Source organism: Rhizobium mayense (assembly GCF_030272705.1).
In the GTDB taxonomy this organism is placed as follows: Bacteria; Pseudomonadota; Alphaproteobacteria; order Rhizobiales; family Rhizobiaceae; genus Rhizobium; species Rhizobium mayense.
On sequence record NZ_JARFYM010000010.1, the window covers coordinates 245,520 to 264,395 of the forward strand.

Below are 18,876 nucleotides of genomic sequence, written 5' to 3' on the forward strand. Positions count from 1 at the left end.
GACCCATGACGACCCACACCGTACCTCCCAAGCATGGTGAACCGACCGCATTCTATCTGACGGAGGAGCACCATCCCGAAGGCAGCACGATGCTCGGCTTCTGGATCTATATCATGAGCGACTGCCTGATCTTCGCAGTCCTCTTTGCTACCTATGCCGTACTCGGCCGCAACTATGCGGCCGGTCCGTCGCCGGCCGATCTGTTCGAGCTGCCGGTCGTCGCCCTCAACACGACGATGCTGCTGCTTTCCTCCATCACCTATGGCTTTGCCATGCTGACGATGGATAAGAACAACAAGTCGGGAACGATGTTGTGGCTGGCAATCACCGGCCTCTTCGGCGCCGCCTTCATCTATTTCGAACTCAACGAGTTCTACCACCTGATCCTGGAAGGCGCCGGTCCGCAGCGCAGCGCCTTCCTGTCGGCCTTCTTCACGCTGGTCGGCACGCACGGCCTGCACGTCACCGTCGGTATCGTCTGGCTGATCACGCTGATGGTTCAGACAAGCCGCCTCGGGCTGATCCCCGAAAACAAGCGTCGTCTGATGTGCCTGTCGATGTTCTGGCACTTCCTCGACGTCGTTTGGATCGGCGTGTTTTCCTTCGTCTATCTCATGGGAGTTCTCGGATGAGCTCGAACGCCAATCCTTCGCATCATTCCGCCGACGCCCACGGCCATGGCCACCATGGCGGCCACGAGGCTGCACACGGCACCTTCAAGAGCTACATGACGGGGTTTATCCTCTCCGTCATCCTGACCGCCATTCCCTTCTGGCTGGTCATGGGCAAGGTCCTCGATCCGGGCACCACCGTGGCGATTGTCATGATCCTCGGCGCGATCCAGATCATCGTGCACATGATCTACTTCCTGCACCTGAACACCCGCTCGGAAGGCGGCTGGAACATGATGGCGCTAATCTTCACCATCGTACTGGTGATCATCGCCCTCTCCGGTTCGCTCTGGGTCATGCATCACCTGAATTCAAACATGATGCCCATGTCGCCCGAGATGATGCGCAACATGCCGTAACGACGAAGCGGCGGGTGTCCGATGGATGCCCGCCGTCCCTGCCGGCGTGAGATTTTCGCCGGGCTGCTGTGCAGCGCGTCCAATTGGATGCACGAAGTCACAGCAGCATTTTCTAGATCACCTGATCTTGTCCGAAAGTCGCCTCGCATTTTCCGGATCATGTGACAGCGCCTCCGATGGAGCTTTGCGCCTTGACCGATGCCCACACCGATACTCCTTCCGAAAAATCTCGCTCCACACTCACGCTCGCCGTCTGGGTGATCCTGCTTCTGCTTTTGACCGCAGCGCTCATCGCCCTCGGCACCTGGCAGGTGAAGCGGCTGTCCTGGAAGCTGGATCTGATCGCCCGTGTCGATGCCCGTGTGCACGCGCCGCCCTCGCCGGCCCCTGGGCCGGCGGAATGGCCTTCGATCGACGCCGCCGGCTACGAGTACAAGCATGTGCGGGCGACCGGCACCTTCCTCAACGACAAGGAGACGCAGGTCTACGCGTCGACCGAGCTCGGCCCCGGTTATTGGGTGCTGACGCCGCTGAGAGCGGGTGACGGGACGATTGTCGTCATCAACCGCGGTTTCGTGCCAACCGATAAGCGCAATCCGAGCACCCGCCCCGCCGGTCAATTAGCGAGCGAGACCACCGTCACCGGTCTGCTGCGGATCAACGAACCGAAGGGCACGCTGCTACGCTCCAACGTACCCGCGCAAGAGCGCTGGTATTCCCGCGACGTTACGGCGATCGCCGAGGCGCGGGGCCTCCAAAACGTAGCGCCCTATTTCATCGATGCGGACGACGCAAAAAATCCGGGCGACCTGCCCGTCGGCGGCCTGACGCAGATCGTCTTTCCGAACAATCATCTCGTCTATGCCATCACCTGGTACGGGCTTGCCGTAATGACGTTCGGCCTCGCCGCCTACCTTGTCTGTTTCGAAAGACGGCGGGCGAAGGCAAGCTGCTAGAACGCTATCTCGCAGCATTCGGAAAACGAAGCCGCCAGCGGCGGCCATCGCTGGTCATCTCCACGACGCCGAGCGGCTCGATGTCGATCGTCCAGAAAGCCGAAGGCGGCGCTTGCAGCACGTGGAGAAGGGCGGCGCGAATGACAGTCGCGTGCGTCACGACGGCCGCATGGCCGCCATCGCCGATGTGGCTCGTCATCCAATCGTCGACACGCGCAAAGACGGTGGACAAGGGTTCGCCACCGTGTGGCGCGACATCTAAATCCATCATCCAGAGCGAGAGCGCTTCCGGATCGGTCTCATGGAGCTCGGTGATCGGCCTGCCTCGCCAGCGCCCATAGTCACATTCGCGCAAAGACGGCTCTATCGAGGCGTCGAGTGCCATAGCCGCCGCCGTCTGGCGGGCACGCAGGGCCGGGCTCGTCCACGCCCGGTCGACCGTTCCGATCTGTGCGGCAAGCATAGCGGCCTGCTCGGTCCCCTTTGCCTCCAGCGGTTCGTCGGCCGGAAAGCGGCCGGTCCGGTTGGCTTCGGTCGAACCATGGCAGATCCAGCTCAAACGCGTTTTCATGGTGCTAAGTATCCTCGGGTCGGATCTGCTGCCGCCACGTTCGATCGCGGCAACACCTTGATTGACAATCGTCTTTACAGCCAGATATAAAGTTAGTCTTACGGGTGTGGAAGCCGGTGAAATCCCGGCGCGGTCGCGCCACTGTAATCGAAGGGCGGATACCGCCCCTAGAGAGCCAGACCCTTCCCGTAAAAAACCCTTCCGTAAATGGAACGCGCTCTTCTTAAAGGGAATAAAATGTCTGACACCACTTTTGCACCGACCGCCATCCCGACGCCGATCCCGCTTGGCGAAATCCTGCCTTGGGCGATCCTCGCCGGCCTGCTGATGATGCTGGCGATCTATTTCATTGGCGCCGAAGAAGGCGCGACGGCGCTGTTTTCCGGCTCCTATGTGCACGAATTTGTGCATGACGGGCGCCATCTGCTCGGATTCCCCTGCCACTAAGGGGTCAAGCCCATGGTTGGACGTCTTTTGCTCCGCGGCATGCTGGTCGGAGCCCTTGCTGGTATTCTCATTTTTGCCTTCGCCCATACGTTCGGCGAGCCTCTCGTCGATCAGGCGATCGCGTTTGAAGAGCAGGCTGCCCAGGCGGCAGGCGAAACGCCGGAACCGGAAATCGTCAGCCGCGCGACACAGGCGGGCCTCGGCCTCTTCACCGGCATCATGGTCTACGCAACGGCGGTCGGCGGGCTCTTCGCCCTGGTCTTCGCCTATGTCTATGGCCGCGTCAGCCCCTTTGGCGCCCGCGGCACGGCCGCGCTGCTGGCTATTGCCGCCTTTGTCGCCATCTCCTTGGTTCCCGACATCAAATACCCGGCCAACCCGCCGGCAGTCGGCAATCCGGATACGATCGGCGCCAGAACCGAGCTGTTCTTCGTGATGATCTTGGCCTCCGTCGTCGCCATGGTTGCCGCGGTGTCCCTCGCCCGTCAGCTGGCGGCGCGCTACGGATCGTGGAACGGCGTGATCTTCGCCGGCATCGCCTACATCTTGTTCATCGGCCTGGTTCAATACCTGCTGCCGGCGATCAACGAAGTGCCGGAACAGTTTTCCGCCGTCGTACTCTGGCGGTTCCGGATCACTTCGCTTGGCATGCATGCTATTTTGTGGACAACGCTCGGCCTCGCCTTCGGCGCATGGGCCGAACGCGATCTGCCGCAGGTTCGCCACGGTCGCGCTGCCGTGCGCCGGGCCTGAAATGGCAAGCCTGACACGTCTCCCGCATGGCCTCATGCGGGGGATAGTTCTGCTGAAATCAGCCATTCTGCTTTTGGTCTTTTATCTGATCTGCGCGCTCGGTTTGCCCATGGAGGCGGAGGCGCATAGCGGCGGTTCGTCCGGAAGTCATGCGGGCATTCCGATACCAAGCTTGAGCCACGGTGAAATGGCCGTGATCGCCCCTTACTACGGGCGCATCATCGCGCTTGCCTTATCGGCGTCAGATACCAACGAGTCCTTCCGTCGCGTTTTGAACTTCGCGCAGATCCAACGAGCCTACTGCCTTTGGGGCATCATGCCTGGAAGTGTTGGGGATGAGGACAGCCCCTTTAACGAATGCTCGCACGCGTACCTCGCCGCTGCCAAGCTGGCGCTGTTGCAGATGCGGACGATGAAGGACGAAATGGTGCCGGCTGGCGACCTCGTCTCCGAGATCGACGGCGCGCTGGTGCGCAACAATCTGTCGCTCATTCTCTGCCAATTCAGCAATGAAGGCTTCAATACGGCCGACCTGATCCGGCCACGGCTCGCCGGCATCATTCTGCATGCCAAAAGCCTCGTCGCGACGGTGCTGGCACTGATGACGGCGGGAGCCGCACTGTGGTGGACCGCGCGGCTCCTGCGGACGAAACTCGATACCGTCAATTAGATGACCACCCGCCCTCACCGGACGGCAGCAAGTCTGATGTTACCAGTCCCGTGGCCGGCCTCGCCAACCACCGTCCCAATCGTCACGATAATAGCGCCGATGGCCATGCCAACCCCAGCCGGGGGGCGGTGGTGCTCTGTAGTAGCCCCAGCCGTAACCGCGCGGCGGGCCCCAGCGGTTCGGCCGGCATTCGCCCCGAGGCGTCAAATGCCAGCCACGGCCGCAGGCATAATCGACATTGACGACCGGCGCTTTGGCCACAGTCCCAACGGCGGCGATGGGCATTGCTTCTGCCGAAGATACGACCAAGCTGCCGAGCACGGCAGCGATGGCAATCACGGACAATCTCATGGTGATGGTCCTCTATACATGTCCCTACAAGCGGATTTAAACCTTCGCCGGCTGAACGCCGGGTGAACCGAAAAAGGCGATTTCGCGGCAAAATCAAGATGTTGAACGCCAGGTTGCGGTGACCATTCCGTGTGCTGCCGTTTAACGGGAGCCCGCTTCTTCGATGCGCCAAGCGTCGATGCAACCAGAGACCGCATAAGTGTCTCTTTATGCGTCATGAGGGCTTCATCATGCGCGCTTAAATGGGAAACGTTATTCGCTATAGGAGAGTTTGAGATGGTTGACGTCGTTTCAAGCAATGCGGAAGGCGGCAACGCCAATCATCCTATTCACGGTGCAGCCGGCTCCACCAAATGGTTCCTGCCGATTTTCGGCATCGTGGTACTCGGCGGGCTCGCGTATGTCGGCTATGCCCTCAACAACGATCTTGCCAACGCCGTCGCGGTTCCGTGGATCCTGCTCGGGTTGGCGCTGCTGATCGCGCTCGGCTTCGAATTCGTCAACGGCTTTCACGATACGGCCAATGCGGTCGCTACCGTCATCTACACCCGCTCGCTGCCGGCTGAATTTGCCGTCATGTGGTCCGGCTGCTTCAATTTCCTCGGCGTGCTGACCTCCTCGGGCGCCGTCGCATTCGGCATTCTGGCGCTGTTGCCCGTGGAGTTGATCCTGCAGGTCGGCTCCGGCTCCGGCCTCGCTATGGTCTTCGCCCTGCTGACCGCCGCCATCGTCTGGAATCTCGGCACGTGGTATCTCGGCCTGCCGGCCTCGAGCTCGCATACGCTCGTCGGGTCCATCATCGGCGTCGGCCTTGCCAATCAGTTCCTCGCGCCCGCCGGTTCCGCGACCAGCGGTGTCGACTGGTCGCAGGCAACCAGCGTCGGCATGTCGCTGCTGCTATCACCGATCATCGGTTTCGCGGCGTCGGCCCTGCTGCTGTTGGTCGCCAAAGTTCTGATCCGCAAGAAGGAGCTTTATGAAGCACCGAAGGGCAATGCGCCGCCGCCGCTGTGGATCCGCGCTCTGCTGATCTTCACCTGCACCGGCGTCAGCTTTGCCCACGGTTCGAACGACGGCCAGAAGGGCATGGGTCTGATCATGCTCATCCTCATCGGTCTCGTACCGACCGCCTTTGCGCTGAACCGTACGCCGGACGTCAACTATCTCGAGGCCTACAAGACGGCTTCGGCGCAGGTCGAGACCGTGCTCGGCAAGTATGTAAAGCCCGGCGTTGCCGCACCGGCCGATCCGAAGGCCGCCGTCAGCGATGCCGTGAAGAGCAAGACCTGGACGGACACAACGACGCCGGCGCTGCAGGCCTATATCCATTCCACCAGCGCTGAAATCGCCGCCTATCCGAGCGTCGAAAAGCTGCCGAACGGCCTGGTCGGCAACGTCCGCAACGACATCTATCTGATCGGTGAATCACTGAAGCTGATCGACAAGCAGAAGCTGCTGCCGATGAACGGCGACGACCTGAAGGCCGTCACCAACTATCACGGGGCTGTGGATCACGCGACCAAGTTCATCCCGCTCTGGGTCAAGGTTGCCGTGGCACTGGCACTCGGACTGGGCACCATGGTCGGCTGGAAGCGCATCGTGGTCACTGTCGGCGAAAAGATCGGCAAGACGCATCTGACCTATGGCCAGGGCGCCGCTGCAGAAGTCGTCGCCATGTTGACGATCAGTGCGGCCGACAATCTCGGCCTGCCGGTTTCTACGACGCACGTCCTGTCCTCCGGTGTCGCCGGCACCATGGCCGCCAACGGCTCGGGACTGCAATGGTCGACCGTTCGCAACATGCTGATGGCCTGGGTCCTGACGCTACCCGCCTCGATCGCGCTTGCCTTCGTGCTCTTCGTCTTTCTCCGTCAGGTCTTCTGATCGGTGGCACGCCTTTTGACGGCAAATAATGCATAAAGGATGGTGGCGCCCTCGGGGCTCCGCTTTCCTGTTCGTGTTTCCTCCTGAAAGGCTCTAGCGAAGGCTTTCCTTCTTATTGCCGTTGGCGCCGAGGCCGGAGAGCTTGGCAAGCTCCGAACGGCGGTTCGCATAATTCTGCGCAACCATCGGATAGTTGGGAGCAAGGCCCCATTTCTCCCGATATTCCTCGGGCGTCAGGCCGTAGTGAACGCGCAGGTGGCGCTTAAGCGTCTTGAAGCGTTTGCCGTCCTCAAGGCAAATAATGTAGTCGTTCGTCACCGATTTTTTCTGATCCACGGCCGGAACCGGCTTGGCTCGGTCCACCGAGAGCGCGGCGCCATCCAAGGCCTGCAGCGCCTCGTGCACATCCGATATCAGCTTCGGTAGACTACCGACAAGAATGGGGTTGTGGCTGACATAAGCTGAAACAATCCTCACACAGCCATCGAATAGAATATGCGCTTGAGGCGTGGACTGGTCTCTTCTCTTGCTGAAAGCGTCCATGATCGTTTCCCGAATCTCATTTGGGTCGGCATGTGCCGCCTCGCGTGATTGCGGCATGTGCAAACCCATTCGTGAATCTTGCATTGGTTCAAACTCCACAGGTTTTGAGTGCGGCTTTCTCGGCATCCTTTTATGAAGACGCCTGCTCATTGTCGGTCTTCCTTCATAGGCTCGACGCGATCAGTCGCATCCGCAAGGTCCTTTGCAGACCCTGCAAAATCCTTTGCAGATTCTGCAAAGTAGGTGGCCAGTTTGGCGCATAGGGTGATGAGGGGAATGCCGAGCATGAAGGCGGCATAGGTTGGATTACCGTCGCAATGACGGAGGGTCTGAAGGATGAGCTTGCGTTCGACATCCTCCATGGTCTGGCCGACGAGAACACCGACCGCTGTGTCCACCGTGTGCGGAGTGAGCTTGTCGTTGCCTGCGGAGACGTGCGCGACGATTTCATCGATCAGCCGCTCTTCGCTCGCCGTCGCCAGCACAATGCCGGCAGCACGATCGAGTTCGCAAAAGACATAGAGGCCATTTTCGGGGTCGATCGTCACCCGTCCGGAGATATCTCCCGACATGTTGTAAATGACGATACGCGGCTCGTCGGCTTTCACGAGAGCGATCGGCAATCCCTTGTTGACGCCCGAGGCGCCGGAGAACAGGGCCTGTAACTCCTCGAACAGCATTCTGAGCCGTGCTTGCGCCTGCAGGTCCGGCGTGGTCGAGACGGCGGAGAGATTGTAATTCCGGACGAACGAAGGGTGTTTGATCATGCCGCCACCTCCGCGATCGAGACGGGAACAAGAGCAAACGAGTTGCGCGCCGTGCCGATCAGTTTCGAGCCGTAAATTCGTTTTGCCGAACAATGTCGCGGGACATAAAGCGGACTAATCATCCAACCTCCCGCAGGCCGAATTCGCCCTTTTTCTGTGTAAACTGCGGAAGTACCGCCGGCTTGGACAAGAAGAAGCCCTGCCCATGCGTTGCGCCGCTCGAGCGCGCCGCATCCAGTTGCGTCTCGGTCTCGATTCCCTCGACGACAACCTGAGGCGCAATGCAGGATGCAAAACCGACCATGTGATACAGGCTGTCGCGGCCATCGCGGCCCGGCCTGATATCGCGGACGAAAGCCGCGTCGATCTTTACGATATCCGCCGAGACCTGCAGCAACTGCGCGGGAGTCGCAAAGTCGGTGCCGAAATCATCGATGGCGACGCGGCAACCGAGTCCGCGAATCATCTTCAACCGATCGACCGCGGAGCCGATAAGCGGATAGGTCTCGGTAATTTCAACAATGAGCCGCGCGGCAAGCTCGGGCTGGCGGGTGAGCCGACCAAAAATATCGGCGAATCGATCCGACGCGGATAAATTGGCCACGGAGAGATTACAGCCAAGTATAAGTGTCGCATCCGCCGCCAAAGCAGACAGAACCATGTCCAAGACACGATAATCGAGATCGAACCGGCCGTTCAGCCGCCCCAACTGCGGCACGAAACTACCCGCAGTGTGAACGACACCCTCGGCATCCGTGAGACGTGCCAGACCCTCGGCATAGAGAACTTCTGTGGCGTTTTCGACATTGTGGATCCGTTGCGCAACAAAGCTCAGGCCGCCTTTGGCGATTGCCTTTGAAATCAGAGCATTATGCCCTCTTCCAGTTCGATTTGCTCTATCGGCCATCAAGCCTCCATCGGCAGCGAACAGGAAAACCGAAAAAGATCCGACGTCTGAAAACGACGCAAGCGGGCTGGAAATGTGGCTTCTGGTGCCCAAAACCCGCCTTTTCCATCTCCCGGCCCCTAACTCAAAGTAACTAGAGTTTCCCTTCACCAAGCAGAATGTGTCGCCTCAAAGCGACAAATCACCCAGAATCAATATATTCCTAATATGTAAACTAGTATCTCTTAACATTCAATTGAAGCGCGTTTTTCTAGTTACTAATTCAATTAACATCGAAGCAGGGCACGGCGATCTTCCTTCGCAAACCACATGGTCGCTATATTGAGGGATGTGTCAGGCGCGCAGGTTCTTCCGAAACTCTAACGGCCTCATCATTCGGGATAAACTTTCGCACCGGACTGCGGCCACCAGCCCGTCCGCCCTGCCTCCTGCAGCGCGAGATCGAGCGGCGGCAGCTCCGCATGCCACAGCCGCTCCCATTCGAGGCTCATGACGCCGGCATAGCGATCGGCAGCCAGTGCCGCGATCAGCGCCGGCATCGGAAATTCGCCGGCGGCGGGGAGTGTGTACGAATATGGCAGCTTCGCGCTCGGCTTCGAGACACTGTCCTTCACATGAAGGTGCCGAGCGTTGCGGCGTACTTGCTTCCAGGTCTCCGCGGGATCTTGCCCGCCCTTGCGCCATGTATGATGGGTGTCCCAGAGGAGAGAACAGTCCGGCGCCGCTTCTAGAAAACGGTCCAGCGCGTCCGGATGCACCAGAAAGTCGTGCGTCTCCACCATGATATCAGATAGAAAACCTTCGCGGCGAGCCGTCTCGCGCCACCATTCCAGCGTCGACAGCGCCTCGGAAAGTTCGCCGGCATCGCCGGTGCTGCCGCCGTCGAAGATGCGCAGCGATCTTACCCCTGCCGCCTCCGCCCAGGGGAGATAGCGCAGAAACTCCTCTTTTGCTTGCCGCGTGGCGCCGACAAGGCGCATCGACGTATTGAGTGCGCATACGGTCACGGGGGAATGCTCAAGGGCTCGGACAAGACCTGCCGGTGTACTGTACCGTTCGGTGAAATAGGCCGGCAGATCGATCATGCCGCCAAGCGCGCGAATTTCGATCGCATCAATGCCGTGATGCGCTGCCAGCGCCAGGACCTCGTCCAGCTCCAGCTCCGCGCATCCCAATGTCGAAAATGCCAGAGTTATTTGTGTCGATTTGAGAGCTCCCACAGTCACCATCGCCTCCTCCGCTTTCTGAATATGAATAGATGGCGTTCGCCGACGCGATGTCCCTCGAAGACTCAAATCAGGCGCCCATTAGTAACTAAATAGATAATTATGGGGTATCGGTTGAGCGTCAAGAGCTTGGCGAGCAACATTCTTTTTCGCCAGAGCGGAGCCGAGACCGCCGGCGATGCGTCAGGGGAGATCGCAGGACCCATCACGGTTGTCATGCTACCCGCAAGGAAGCTCTGCCACCCTTTCAGATGCGCCGATAGACGCCGTCTGTGATTCTTATTGGTGGCCGGGAACAATCCCTGCGAATGATGGTTTTCAGTCGGGGACTGAGGGCGCGAGACTTGCTGCAAAAGCGCTGGCATCCACCCCAGCGCGATGTTCATCCATAGTAAGATTTCCGAAAAGTCATCCATTGATGAGAGGGAGACTATAATGCCGACCGAGCAAGGACATGAGTGGATTAAAAAACGCGCATATTCTCTTTGGGAAGAAGCAGGCCGCCCCCACGGCCGCGATCAGGACCATTGGAACCAGGCTGCCGCCGAGCGGGAATATCTCGAGCGAACTCAGGCGTCTGTGGACGGCAAGGAAGTCCTGGTCAAATACAAGAAAAAGACCGCCCCCGGCAAAAAAGCCAAAGCTTAGGCACTCTCCAAATCAAACGGCGCGACCTCGTTCGGTCGGCGCCTTCAGCGCTACCATCCAAACGCGATGATCGTCGATCACCGGACGATCAGATGCGCTCGGGGTCGCGATATTGACGAACCGTTCCGGCGCCCGCGAGTCTGGTCAAACAAGGACTTGCGCATTCTGAAGTCACCGCACTGCGCGGCGGTGATTTCCGTCCTTGCGCAGAGCAGTCAAGGACCACTCGACCCAACCGGATCGGCGCAGACGTATCAACTACAGGTTCAGGCAAGCCCGTTTGCGTACTCAGCGTTTGCAAGAGGGTGGACTTGAATGGTCGATGCTCCGTCAGAGCTTGGCCAGTCAAGCCATCTGCTGGCTGTTGGGACGTTGGACTTAACGTTTAGGATTTGCGGACATGACCTCGATTGTTTCTTCGCTGAATGCCAATCAGATCAGATATCTTTCGACGGCGACGGTCGCGGCCTGGTCAACCGACGACGTGGCTTCGCTTACCACAGCTCAGATCAAAGCGCTTTCTTCGGCTCAGATCGCAGCTTTGGATACGGAAGATGTCAAAGTCCTCAACACCGGGCAATTGAGCGCCATTTCACAAGGCGCCATTGTTGGTTTGACGCTGGATCAGTTGAGCATTCTCGATAAGTACGCCATCGAAGGCCTGAGTTCAGGCCAGGTTTCCGCGCTCACCACGACACAGCTTCATGCTCTGACGACAGATCAGGCGGAAGCGCTGACCTCATCTCAGGTCAGCGCTCTCAAAGTGACACAACTTGCAGCCCTGAGCGCCGAGGACATAGCGACGTTCTCGACTGCCGATATCGCGGCGATCTCTAGCAAATCTGTGTCGGGCCTGAGCACGGCGGCGATTGCGGCGCTTTCCACCGATCAGATCGCCGCAATGACGACGGCCCAGCTCAGCGCTCTCAAATCAACGCAACTCCAGGCCTTGAGCACCGATCAGATCGGGAGCCTGTCGACCGCTCAGATTGCCGCCCTGAGCACCGGAGCGATTGCAGGCCTGACCACCGATCAGATCGCGGCCCTGAGCCCCGATCAAGTCGAGGCCTTGTCGCCGGCCCAGGTGAGATCGCTGAGTTCGACGCAACTTGCGGCTATGAGTGCGGAAGACATCGCAACCTTCTCCACCGCTGATATCGCCGCAATTACAAACAAAGCCATGCCCGGCTTGAGCACGGATATTGTCGCATCGCTTTCCACGGACCAGATCGCTGCCCTCAGCACCAGCACGATTGCAAGCCTGACGACCGACCAGATCGCGGCCTTGAGCCCTGAGCAGGTCGAAGCCCTGTCGCCGACACAGGTCAAGGTGTTGAGTTCGACGCAACTCGGGGCCTTGAGCGCGGAGGACATCGCGACCTTCTCGACCGCCGATATCGCGGCAATTGCGAACAGGGCCACGCCGGGGTTGAGCACGGATATTATCGCAACGCTTTCCACCGATCAGATCGCGGCCCTGAGCACCAGCGCGGTTGCAAGCCTGACCACCGATCAGATCGCGGCCCTGAGCCCTGATCAGGCCGAGGCCCTGTCGCCGACGCAGGTCAAGGTATTGAGTTCGGCGCAGGTCGCCGCCTTGAGCGCGGAGGACATAGCAACATTCTCCACCGCCGATATCGCGGCAATCGCGAACAGGGCCATCCCAGGCCTGAGCGCGGACATCATCGCGGGGCTTTCCGTCGATCAGATCACCGCATTGACGACGGTTCAGATCAGCGTTCTCAAAACGACGCAAATCGCCGCCTTGAGCACGGGCCAGGTGGAGGCGCTGTCGCCAGCACAGGTCATGGCGCTGAGTTCGACGCAGCTCGCGGCCATGAGCCCGGAAGACATCGCGACCTTCTCCACCGCCGATATTGCGGTGATCGCGGGCAAAGCCATCCCAGGCTTGAGCGCGGACGCTATCGCAGGGCTCTCCGTCGACCAGATCGCAGCACTGACGACGATTCAGATCGTTGCGCTCAAGACGACGCAGATCGCGGCCTTGAACACCGATCAGGCCGAAGCCCTGTCGCCGGCACAGGTCATGGCGCTGAACTCCGCACAACTCGCGGCCCTGAGCACGGCGGACCTGGCGACCTTCTCCGCCGCCGATATGGCAGCAATTACAGGCAAAGCCATGCCGGGCCTGAGCACGGAAATCATCGCCGGGCTCTCCCCCGACCAGGTCGCAGCATTGACGACGGCCCAGCTCGGTGCCCTCAAGGCATCGCAGCTCCAGGTCTTGAGCACCGATCAGATCGAGGCCCTGTCGACCGCACAGATTGCTGCTCTGGGCACTGGCGCGATTCCAGGTCTGACGACCGATCAGATCGCGGTCTTGAGCACCGATCAGGTCAGAGCGCTATCGTCGGCACAGGTAAAGTTGCTGAGCTCGACGCAACTCGCGGCGCTCAGCCCGGAAGACATCGCGACGTTCTCGGCAGCGGATATCGCGGCGATCACCAGCAAAGCCATGCCGGGCCTGAGCACGGACGCGATGGCGGCGCTTTCCACCAATCAGATTGCCGCACTGACGACGGTTCAGATCGCTGCCCTTAAAGCATCCCAACTCCAGGCCCTGAGCACCGATCAAGTCAAGGCTCTGTCGTCGGCGCAAGTTAGGTCATTGAGTTCGACGCAACTGGCGGCCCTGAGTGCGGAGGACATAGCGACCTTTTCGACCGACGATATCGCAGCGATCACCAACAGAGCCATGCCGGGCTTGGGGACAGATGCGATCGCGGCGCTGACCACAGGTCAGATCGCTGCCCTGAGCACCAGCGTGATTGCGAGCCTGACGACCGATCAGATCGCGGCCTTGAGCACCGCTCAGGTCGAAGCCCTGTCCTCGGCACAGGTGAAGTCGCTGAGTTCGGCGCAACTTGCGGCCCTGAGCGCGGAGGATATAGCCACCTTCTCCATCGCCGATATGACGGCGATCACGGGCGCAGCCGTGCCGGGGCTGAGCACGGACATCATTGCAGGGCTCTCCGCCGATCAGATCGCGGCATTGACGACGGTCCAGATCGCCGCACTCAAAACGACGCAGATCGCGGCCTTGAGCACAGATCAGGTCGAAGTTTTGTCCCCAGCGCAGGTGGCGTCGCTGAGTTCTGCACAACTCGCTGCCCTGAGCCCGGAAGACATAGCGACCTTCTCGGCCGCGGATGTCGCGGCGATTAGCAGCAAAGCCGTGCCCGGCTTGAGTACCGACGCGATGGCGGCGCTTTCCACCAATCAGATTGCCGCACTGACGACGGTTCAGATCGCAGCCCTCAAAACGATGCAGCTCGTCGCCTTGAGCGTGGATCAGGTCGAAGCCCTGTCCTCAGCACAGGTGACATCGCTGAGTTCGACGCAACTTGCGGCCCTGAGCCCAGAGGATATAGCGACCTTCTCGACTGCGGATATTGCGGCGATCAGCAGCAAAGCCATGCCAGGCTTGAGCACGGACTCTGTCGCGGCACTTTCCACCGATCAGACTGCCGCGTTGACGACGGTTCAACTCAATGCGCTTAAGGCAACGCAACTCCAGGCCCTGAACGCCGATCAGATCAAAGCCCTGTCGACCGCCCAAATTGCTGCCCTGAGCACCAGCGCGATTGCCGGGTTGACGCCCGATCAAATCGACGCCCTGAGTGCCGATCAGGTCGAAGCTCTGTCGCCGACACAGGTCAAGGTGCTGAATTCGGCGCAACTTGCGGCCCTAAGCCCGGAGGACATAGCGACATTTTCGACCGCCGATATCGCAGCCATCTCGAACGGAGCCATGCCGGGCCTGAGCGACAAGGCGATCGCGGCGCTGACCACGGGGCAGATTGCTGCTCTGAGCACCAGCGCTGTCGCCGGCTTGACGGCCGATCAATTGGAAGCCTTGAGCCCTGATCAGGTCGAGGCTCTGTCGTCGACGCAGGTCAAGGTGCTGAATTCGGCACAACTCGCGGCATTGAGCGCGGAGGACATAGCGACGTTTTCGACCGCCGATATCGCGGCGATCTCGAACAAAGCCATGCCGGGTTTGAACACGGATATTGTCGCAGCCCTCGACAAAGATCAGATCGCCGCCCTGAGCACCGCTGCCGTTGCAAGCCTGACGACCGATCAGATCGAAGCCTTGAACGGCAATCAGGTCGGCCTCCTGTCCGCCGCGCAGGTCAAGGCATTGAGTTCGGCGCAAGTCGCTGCCTTGGGCGACGATGTTACAGCCTTGTCTACCGATCAAATTGCCATGCTGAGCGCATCGGGCGTTACGGGCCTGACGGCCGATCAGATCGCCGACCTGAGCACTGGTCAGGTCGATGCCTTGACCACCGCCCAGATCGGCGCACTCAGCTCGAGGCAGGTTGCTGCCCTAAGCACGGGTGACGTAGCGTCGCTATCTGCAGCCCAGATTGCAGCATTGAGCACCTCCGGCGTCGCGGGACTTTCGACCCGCCAGATCGCCGCTCTGAGCACCGGTCAGATTTCTTCTCTATCGAGCAAGCAGATGGCAGCGCTGAGCTCGACGCAAGTTGCCGCCCTGAGCACAGACGACATAGCGGCTCTTTCAACAAGCCAAATTGCCTCTCTGAGCACCTCTGGCATCGCGGGATTGAGCTCCGCGCAGCTGGCAACCCTCAGCACCAGTCAGGCTGAAGCCTTGACCAGTGCTCAGGTCGGCAATCTCGAATCCACACAGATCAAGGTGCTGGGCCCGGACGACATAGCAACCTTCACGACCAAGGATATTGCCGCGATCAGTTCGAGTGCGATCCCGGGATTGTCGACAGACACCATAGCCTCCCTGACGACAGCCCAGATCGCCGCGCTGAGTACGCAAGCCATCAGTGCGCTGAGCACCGCGCAGATCGCCGCCTTGAGCACCGCTCAGGTGGAGGCCTTGACCAATAGCCAAGTCGGCGCGCTCAGCTCGAAACAGATTGGCGCGCTCAGCACGGACGACATCGCAACATTCTCGACCAAGGACATTGCGGCGATCAGTTCGAATGCCATCTCCGGCTTGTCGACGGACACGGTCGCCTCCCTGTCAGCGGCTCAGATCGCCGCTCTGAGTACGGCAGACATTAGTGCGCTGAGCACGAAGCAGATCGCAGCCCTCAGCACCGATCAGGTCGAGGCCTTGACCAGTGCGCAGGTCGGCACTCTCAGCTCCACACAGCTATCAGTGCTGGAGCCGGACGACTTAGCAACCTTCACGACCAAGGACATTGCTGCGATCAGCTCAAGTGCGATCCAGGGCTTGTCGACGGACACGGTAGCCTCCCTGACGACAGCTCAGATCGCCGCGCTGAGCACGGCAGGCATTGCTGGACTAGGCACCAAGCAGATTGCAGCCCTCAGCGCCGATCAGATGGATGCCCTGACCAATGCCCAGGTCGGCGCACTGACGTCGAAACAGATTGCCGCCATGAGCACGGTCGACATCGCCTCGCTTTCGGCAAGCCAGATAGCTTCTCTGGGTACGGCGGGCATATCGGGCCTGACCACCGATCAGATCGCAGCCCTCGACATCGACCAAGTCGAGGCCCTGACCAGCGCCCAGGTCGGCGCCCTCAACTCGAAACAGATTGCAGCTCTCAGTGCGGACGATCTGGATACCTTCACCCCTGCAGAAATGGCCGCGATCAGCTCCAGTGCGGTGCAGGGCTTGTCGACAACAACGATCAGCTCGCTGACGCCTGCCCAGATCGCAGCCCTCGGCACCGCGGCAATATCAGGCCTGACGACCGATCAGATCGCCGTCCTGAGCAGTGACCAAGTCGATGCCTTGACCAATGCCCAGGTCGGCGCCCTCAGCTCGAAGCAGATTGCGGCTCTGAGCACCGCCGACATGGCCTCGCTTTCGCCGGACCAGATAGCCTCTCTCGGCACGGCGGGCATATCGGGCATGACCACCGATCAGATCGCAGCACTCAACATCGATCAGGTCGAGGCATTAACCAGTGCTCAAGTCGGCGCGCTCAGCTCGAAACAGATTGCAGCCCTCAGTGTGGACGATCTGGATACCTTCACCCCCGCCGAGATGGCCGCAATCAGTTCGAGCGCAATCCAGGGTCTGTCGACGACGACAATCGGCTCGCTGACCGCGGCCCAGATCGCTGCCCTGGGCACGGCGGCCATATCGGGCCTGACGACCGATCAGATCGCTGCCCTCAGCACCTCTCAGTTGGATGCCCTGACCAACGCTCAAATTAGTGCGCTGAGCTCGAAACAGATCACAGCCCTCAGCACGATTGACATCGCATCGCTGTCGCCAGAGCAGGTAGCGGCGCTCGGCACCGCAGGCATATCCGGTCTGAGCACCGATCAGATCGCTGCTCTCAACATCGATCAGGTCGAGGCCCTGACCAGTGCCCAGGTCGGCGCCTTCAGCTCAAAGCAAATCGCCGCTCTAGGCACCGACGATCTGGATAGCTTTACCCCCAGCGAGATAGCCGCGATCAGCTCGAATGCGATCCAGGGCCTGTCGACGGCGACAATCGCTTCGCTGTCGGCCGCCCAGATCGCAGCCCTCGGCACAGCGGGCATATCGGGGCTGACCACCGATCAAATCGCTGCCCTCAGCACCGATCAGGTGGATGCCCTGACCAATGCCCAGATCGGCGCCCTCACATCGAAACAAATTGCCGCCATGAGCACGGGCGAGATCGCCTCGCTTTCGCCGGCGCAGGTGGCGGCACTTGGCACGGCAGGCATAGCGGGCCTGACCACCGATCAGATCGCGGCGCTGAGCATCGATCAGGTCGAAGCCTTGACCAGTGCCCAGGTTGGCACCCTCAGTTCGAAACAGCTTGCAGCGCTGGGCACGGACGATCTGGACACCTTCACCCCCAGCGAGATAGCCGCAATCAGCTCGAATGCGATCCAGGGCTTGTCGACGGCGACGATCGCTTCGCTGTCGGCCGACCAGATCTCAGCCTTGGGCACTGCGGCAATCCCGGGACTGACGACCGCTCAGATCGCTGCCCTCAGCACCGATCAAGTCGATGCCCTGACCGATGCCCAGATCGGCGCCCTTACCTCGAGAGAGGTCGCGGCGCTGAGCACCGACGACATTGCCTCGCTTTCGCGGGAGCAGATAGCCTCCCTGGATCCGAAGGCCATTGCGGGCCTCGGCAGTGCGCAAGCCCACGCTTTGAGCATTGAGCAGGTCGAAGCACTCTCCGCCAGCCAGATAGCCTCATTGAGTTCGGATGCGCTCAAGGGCCTGACCCCGGATATGCTGGAAACACTCTCGCCGGATGAACTCGCGGTGATTGGCTCAGGCGCGATTAAGGGATTGTCCACGGACTTCATCGCGGCGCTTTCACCCGATGAGATTGCAGCCTTGGGTACGGCTGGCGTCGCCGGATTGAGCAGCGATCAGGTCAGGGCTCTTAGCCAGGAGCAGATCGAAGCGCTCTCCACCAGTCAGATCGCGGCATTGAGTTCTGCCGGGCTTGCCGGGTTGACGACCGAGGATCTAGATACATTCTCGACCGAGGAACTCGCCGCAATCAGCCCGACGGCGATTAGGGGACTATCCACCACCGTTGTCGCATCCCTGTCCTCCGACGACATCGCCGCTTTGACGACAAGCCAAGTGGCTTCGCTGAGCTACGGCCAGGTGGCGGCAATGAGCGCTTCGCAAATCGGAGCGCTGTCAACATCGCAGGTCGGCGCCCTCAGCGTGATGCAGGCTGCCGCGCTCAGCGCAGACGACCTCGGCGCATTCTCCGCCGAGCAGATCATCAGCCTGAATTCGAGCGCGATCTCGGGATTGAGCACGAGTACCCTCGCCGGCTTGAGCGCGTCCCAGGCCGAAGCCTTCACTCCAGGCCAGCTTGCCGCCATGACGTCGGCACAGGTTGACGCATTGACAAAGGCCGAGCAGGCAGGCAGCTCCGTGGCAGATAGCGCTTCCTCGAGCTCAACCGACACCTCGGGCACTTCCACGCAAGACAGTGGGAGCGGATCGAGCGCTTCGGGGTCGACTGATGTCGCTGCCGACATTTTGTCCTACCTTTCAGTCTGACATCCTTTGGTGATCGGATCGCAATTCCGATAGGAGGTCTCGCGGAGACCTCCTATCCCCGGGGACCATGCCAGACGCGGAGCTTGGTCAGCACCTTCTATGCATG

Annotated in this window: 15 protein-coding genes; 9 read left to right on the forward strand and 6 right to left on the reverse strand. The window is 60.3% G+C overall.

Features of this window, described 5'->3' with window-relative positions:
• The first annotated feature begins 5 nt into the window (after nucleotides 1-5).
• From cyoC to PY649_RS15215, 3 genes are all read left to right on the forward strand, one after another.
• Entirely contained in the window at nucleotides 6-632 is a 627-nt protein-coding gene (gene cyoC, locus PY649_RS15205; protein WP_285869328.1) for a cytochrome o ubiquinol oxidase subunit III, read from the forward strand.
• The gene (gene cyoD, locus PY649_RS15210; protein WP_285869330.1) at nucleotides 629-1,030 is read left to right on the forward strand and encodes a cytochrome o ubiquinol oxidase subunit IV; all 402 of its coding nucleotides are present in this window, start codon (nucleotides 629-631) and stop codon (nucleotides 1,028-1,030) included. The genes cyoC and cyoD overlap by 4 nt, the downstream gene beginning before the upstream one ends.
• 191 nt (nucleotides 1,031-1,221) lie before the next feature.
• Nucleotides 1,222-1,986 (forward strand): SURF1 family protein, encoded by a 765-nt coding sequence (locus PY649_RS15215; protein WP_432761360.1) that lies wholly within the window; start codon nucleotides 1,222-1,224, stop codon nucleotides 1,984-1,986.
• A 4-nt stretch (nucleotides 1,987-1,990) separates the two neighbouring features.
• Here the strand turns inward: PY649_RS15215 and PY649_RS15220 are convergent, their stop codons facing one another.
• Nucleotides 1,991-2,557, reverse strand: coding sequence for a histidine phosphatase family protein (locus tag PY649_RS15220; protein ID WP_285869331.1), 567 nt, complete (start codon nucleotides 2,555-2,557; stop codon nucleotides 1,991-1,993).
• A 237-nt stretch (nucleotides 2,558-2,794) separates the two neighbouring features.
• Here PY649_RS15220 and PY649_RS15225 point away from each other — a divergent pair, with 237 nt between their 5' ends.
• Genes PY649_RS15225 through PY649_RS15235 form a run of 3 tightly spaced genes read left to right on the forward strand, consistent with a single transcriptional unit; the run spans nucleotide 2,795 to nucleotide 4,427 of the window.
• On the forward strand, nucleotides 2,795-3,004 hold the full coding sequence (locus tag PY649_RS15225) for a CbtB domain-containing protein (RefSeq protein ID WP_285869333.1): 210 nt from the start codon (nucleotides 2,795-2,797) through the stop codon (nucleotides 3,002-3,004).
• Nucleotides 3,005-3,016: 12 nt separating this feature from the next.
• Complete coding sequence (locus tag PY649_RS15230; protein ID WP_285869335.1) at nucleotides 3,017-3,757, forward strand: CbtA family protein; 741 nt, start codon at nucleotides 3,017-3,019, stop codon at nucleotides 3,755-3,757.
• Between the two features lie 34 nt (nucleotides 3,758-3,791).
• Nucleotides 3,792-4,427 carry a hypothetical protein gene (locus PY649_RS15235; RefSeq protein ID WP_432761361.1) on the forward strand — a complete coding sequence of 212 codons (636 nt, stop codon included), beginning with the start codon at nucleotides 3,792-3,794 and terminating at the stop codon, nucleotides 4,425-4,427.
• Nucleotides 4,428-4,466: 39 nt separating this feature from the next.
• Here the strand turns inward: PY649_RS15235 and PY649_RS15240 are convergent, their stop codons facing one another.
• On the reverse strand, nucleotides 4,467-4,778 hold the full coding sequence (locus PY649_RS15240; protein ID WP_285869336.1) for a GCG_CRPN prefix-to-repeats domain-containing protein: 312 nt from the start codon (nucleotides 4,776-4,778) through the stop codon (nucleotides 4,467-4,469).
• Nucleotides 4,779-5,054: 276 nt separating this feature from the next.
• On the opposite strand from PY649_RS15240, the gene PY649_RS15245 reads away from it, so the two are divergent.
• On the forward strand, nucleotides 5,055-6,662 hold the full coding sequence (locus PY649_RS15245; protein ID WP_285869337.1) for an inorganic phosphate transporter: 1,608 nt from the start codon (nucleotides 5,055-5,057) through the stop codon (nucleotides 6,660-6,662).
• A 93-nt stretch (nucleotides 6,663-6,755) separates the two neighbouring features.
• Here the strand turns inward: PY649_RS15245 and PY649_RS15250 are convergent, their stop codons facing one another.
• The 4 genes from PY649_RS15250 to PY649_RS15265 form a co-directional block, all read right to left on the reverse strand.
• The gene (locus tag PY649_RS15250; protein WP_432761363.1) at nucleotides 6,756-7,205 is read right to left on the reverse strand and encodes a Ros/MucR family transcriptional regulator; all 450 of its coding nucleotides are present in this window, start codon (nucleotides 7,203-7,205) and stop codon (nucleotides 6,756-6,758) included.
• A gap of 146 nt (nucleotides 7,206-7,351) precedes the next feature.
• Nucleotides 7,352-7,972, reverse strand: coding sequence for a helix-turn-helix domain-containing protein (locus PY649_RS35165; RefSeq protein ID WP_285869338.1), 621 nt, complete (start codon nucleotides 7,970-7,972; stop codon nucleotides 7,352-7,354).
• 118 nt (nucleotides 7,973-8,090) lie between these two features.
• Complete coding sequence (locus tag PY649_RS15260; RefSeq protein WP_285869437.1) at nucleotides 8,091-9,029, reverse strand: EAL domain-containing protein; 939 nt, start codon at nucleotides 9,027-9,029, stop codon at nucleotides 8,091-8,093.
• 221 nt (nucleotides 9,030-9,250) lie between these two features.
• A complete protein-coding gene (locus tag PY649_RS15265; protein WP_285869339.1) occupies nucleotides 9,251-10,108 on the reverse strand; it encodes a sugar phosphate isomerase/epimerase family protein in 858 nt (285 codons plus the stop codon).
• Nucleotides 10,109-10,540: 432 nt separating this feature from the next.
• Here PY649_RS15265 and PY649_RS15270 point away from each other — a divergent pair, with 432 nt between their 5' ends.
• Both PY649_RS15270 and PY649_RS15275 read left to right on the forward strand, forming a co-directional pair.
• On the forward strand, nucleotides 10,541-10,753 hold the full coding sequence (locus PY649_RS15270) for a DUF2934 domain-containing protein (protein WP_285869340.1): 213 nt from the start codon (nucleotides 10,541-10,543) through the stop codon (nucleotides 10,751-10,753).
• A gap of 400 nt (nucleotides 10,754-11,153) precedes the next feature.
• On the forward strand, nucleotides 11,154-18,770 hold the full coding sequence (locus PY649_RS15275) for a beta strand repeat-containing protein (RefSeq protein WP_285869341.1): 7,617 nt from the start codon (nucleotides 11,154-11,156) through the stop codon (nucleotides 18,768-18,770).
• The last annotated feature ends 106 nt before the right edge of the window (nucleotides 18,771-18,876 follow it).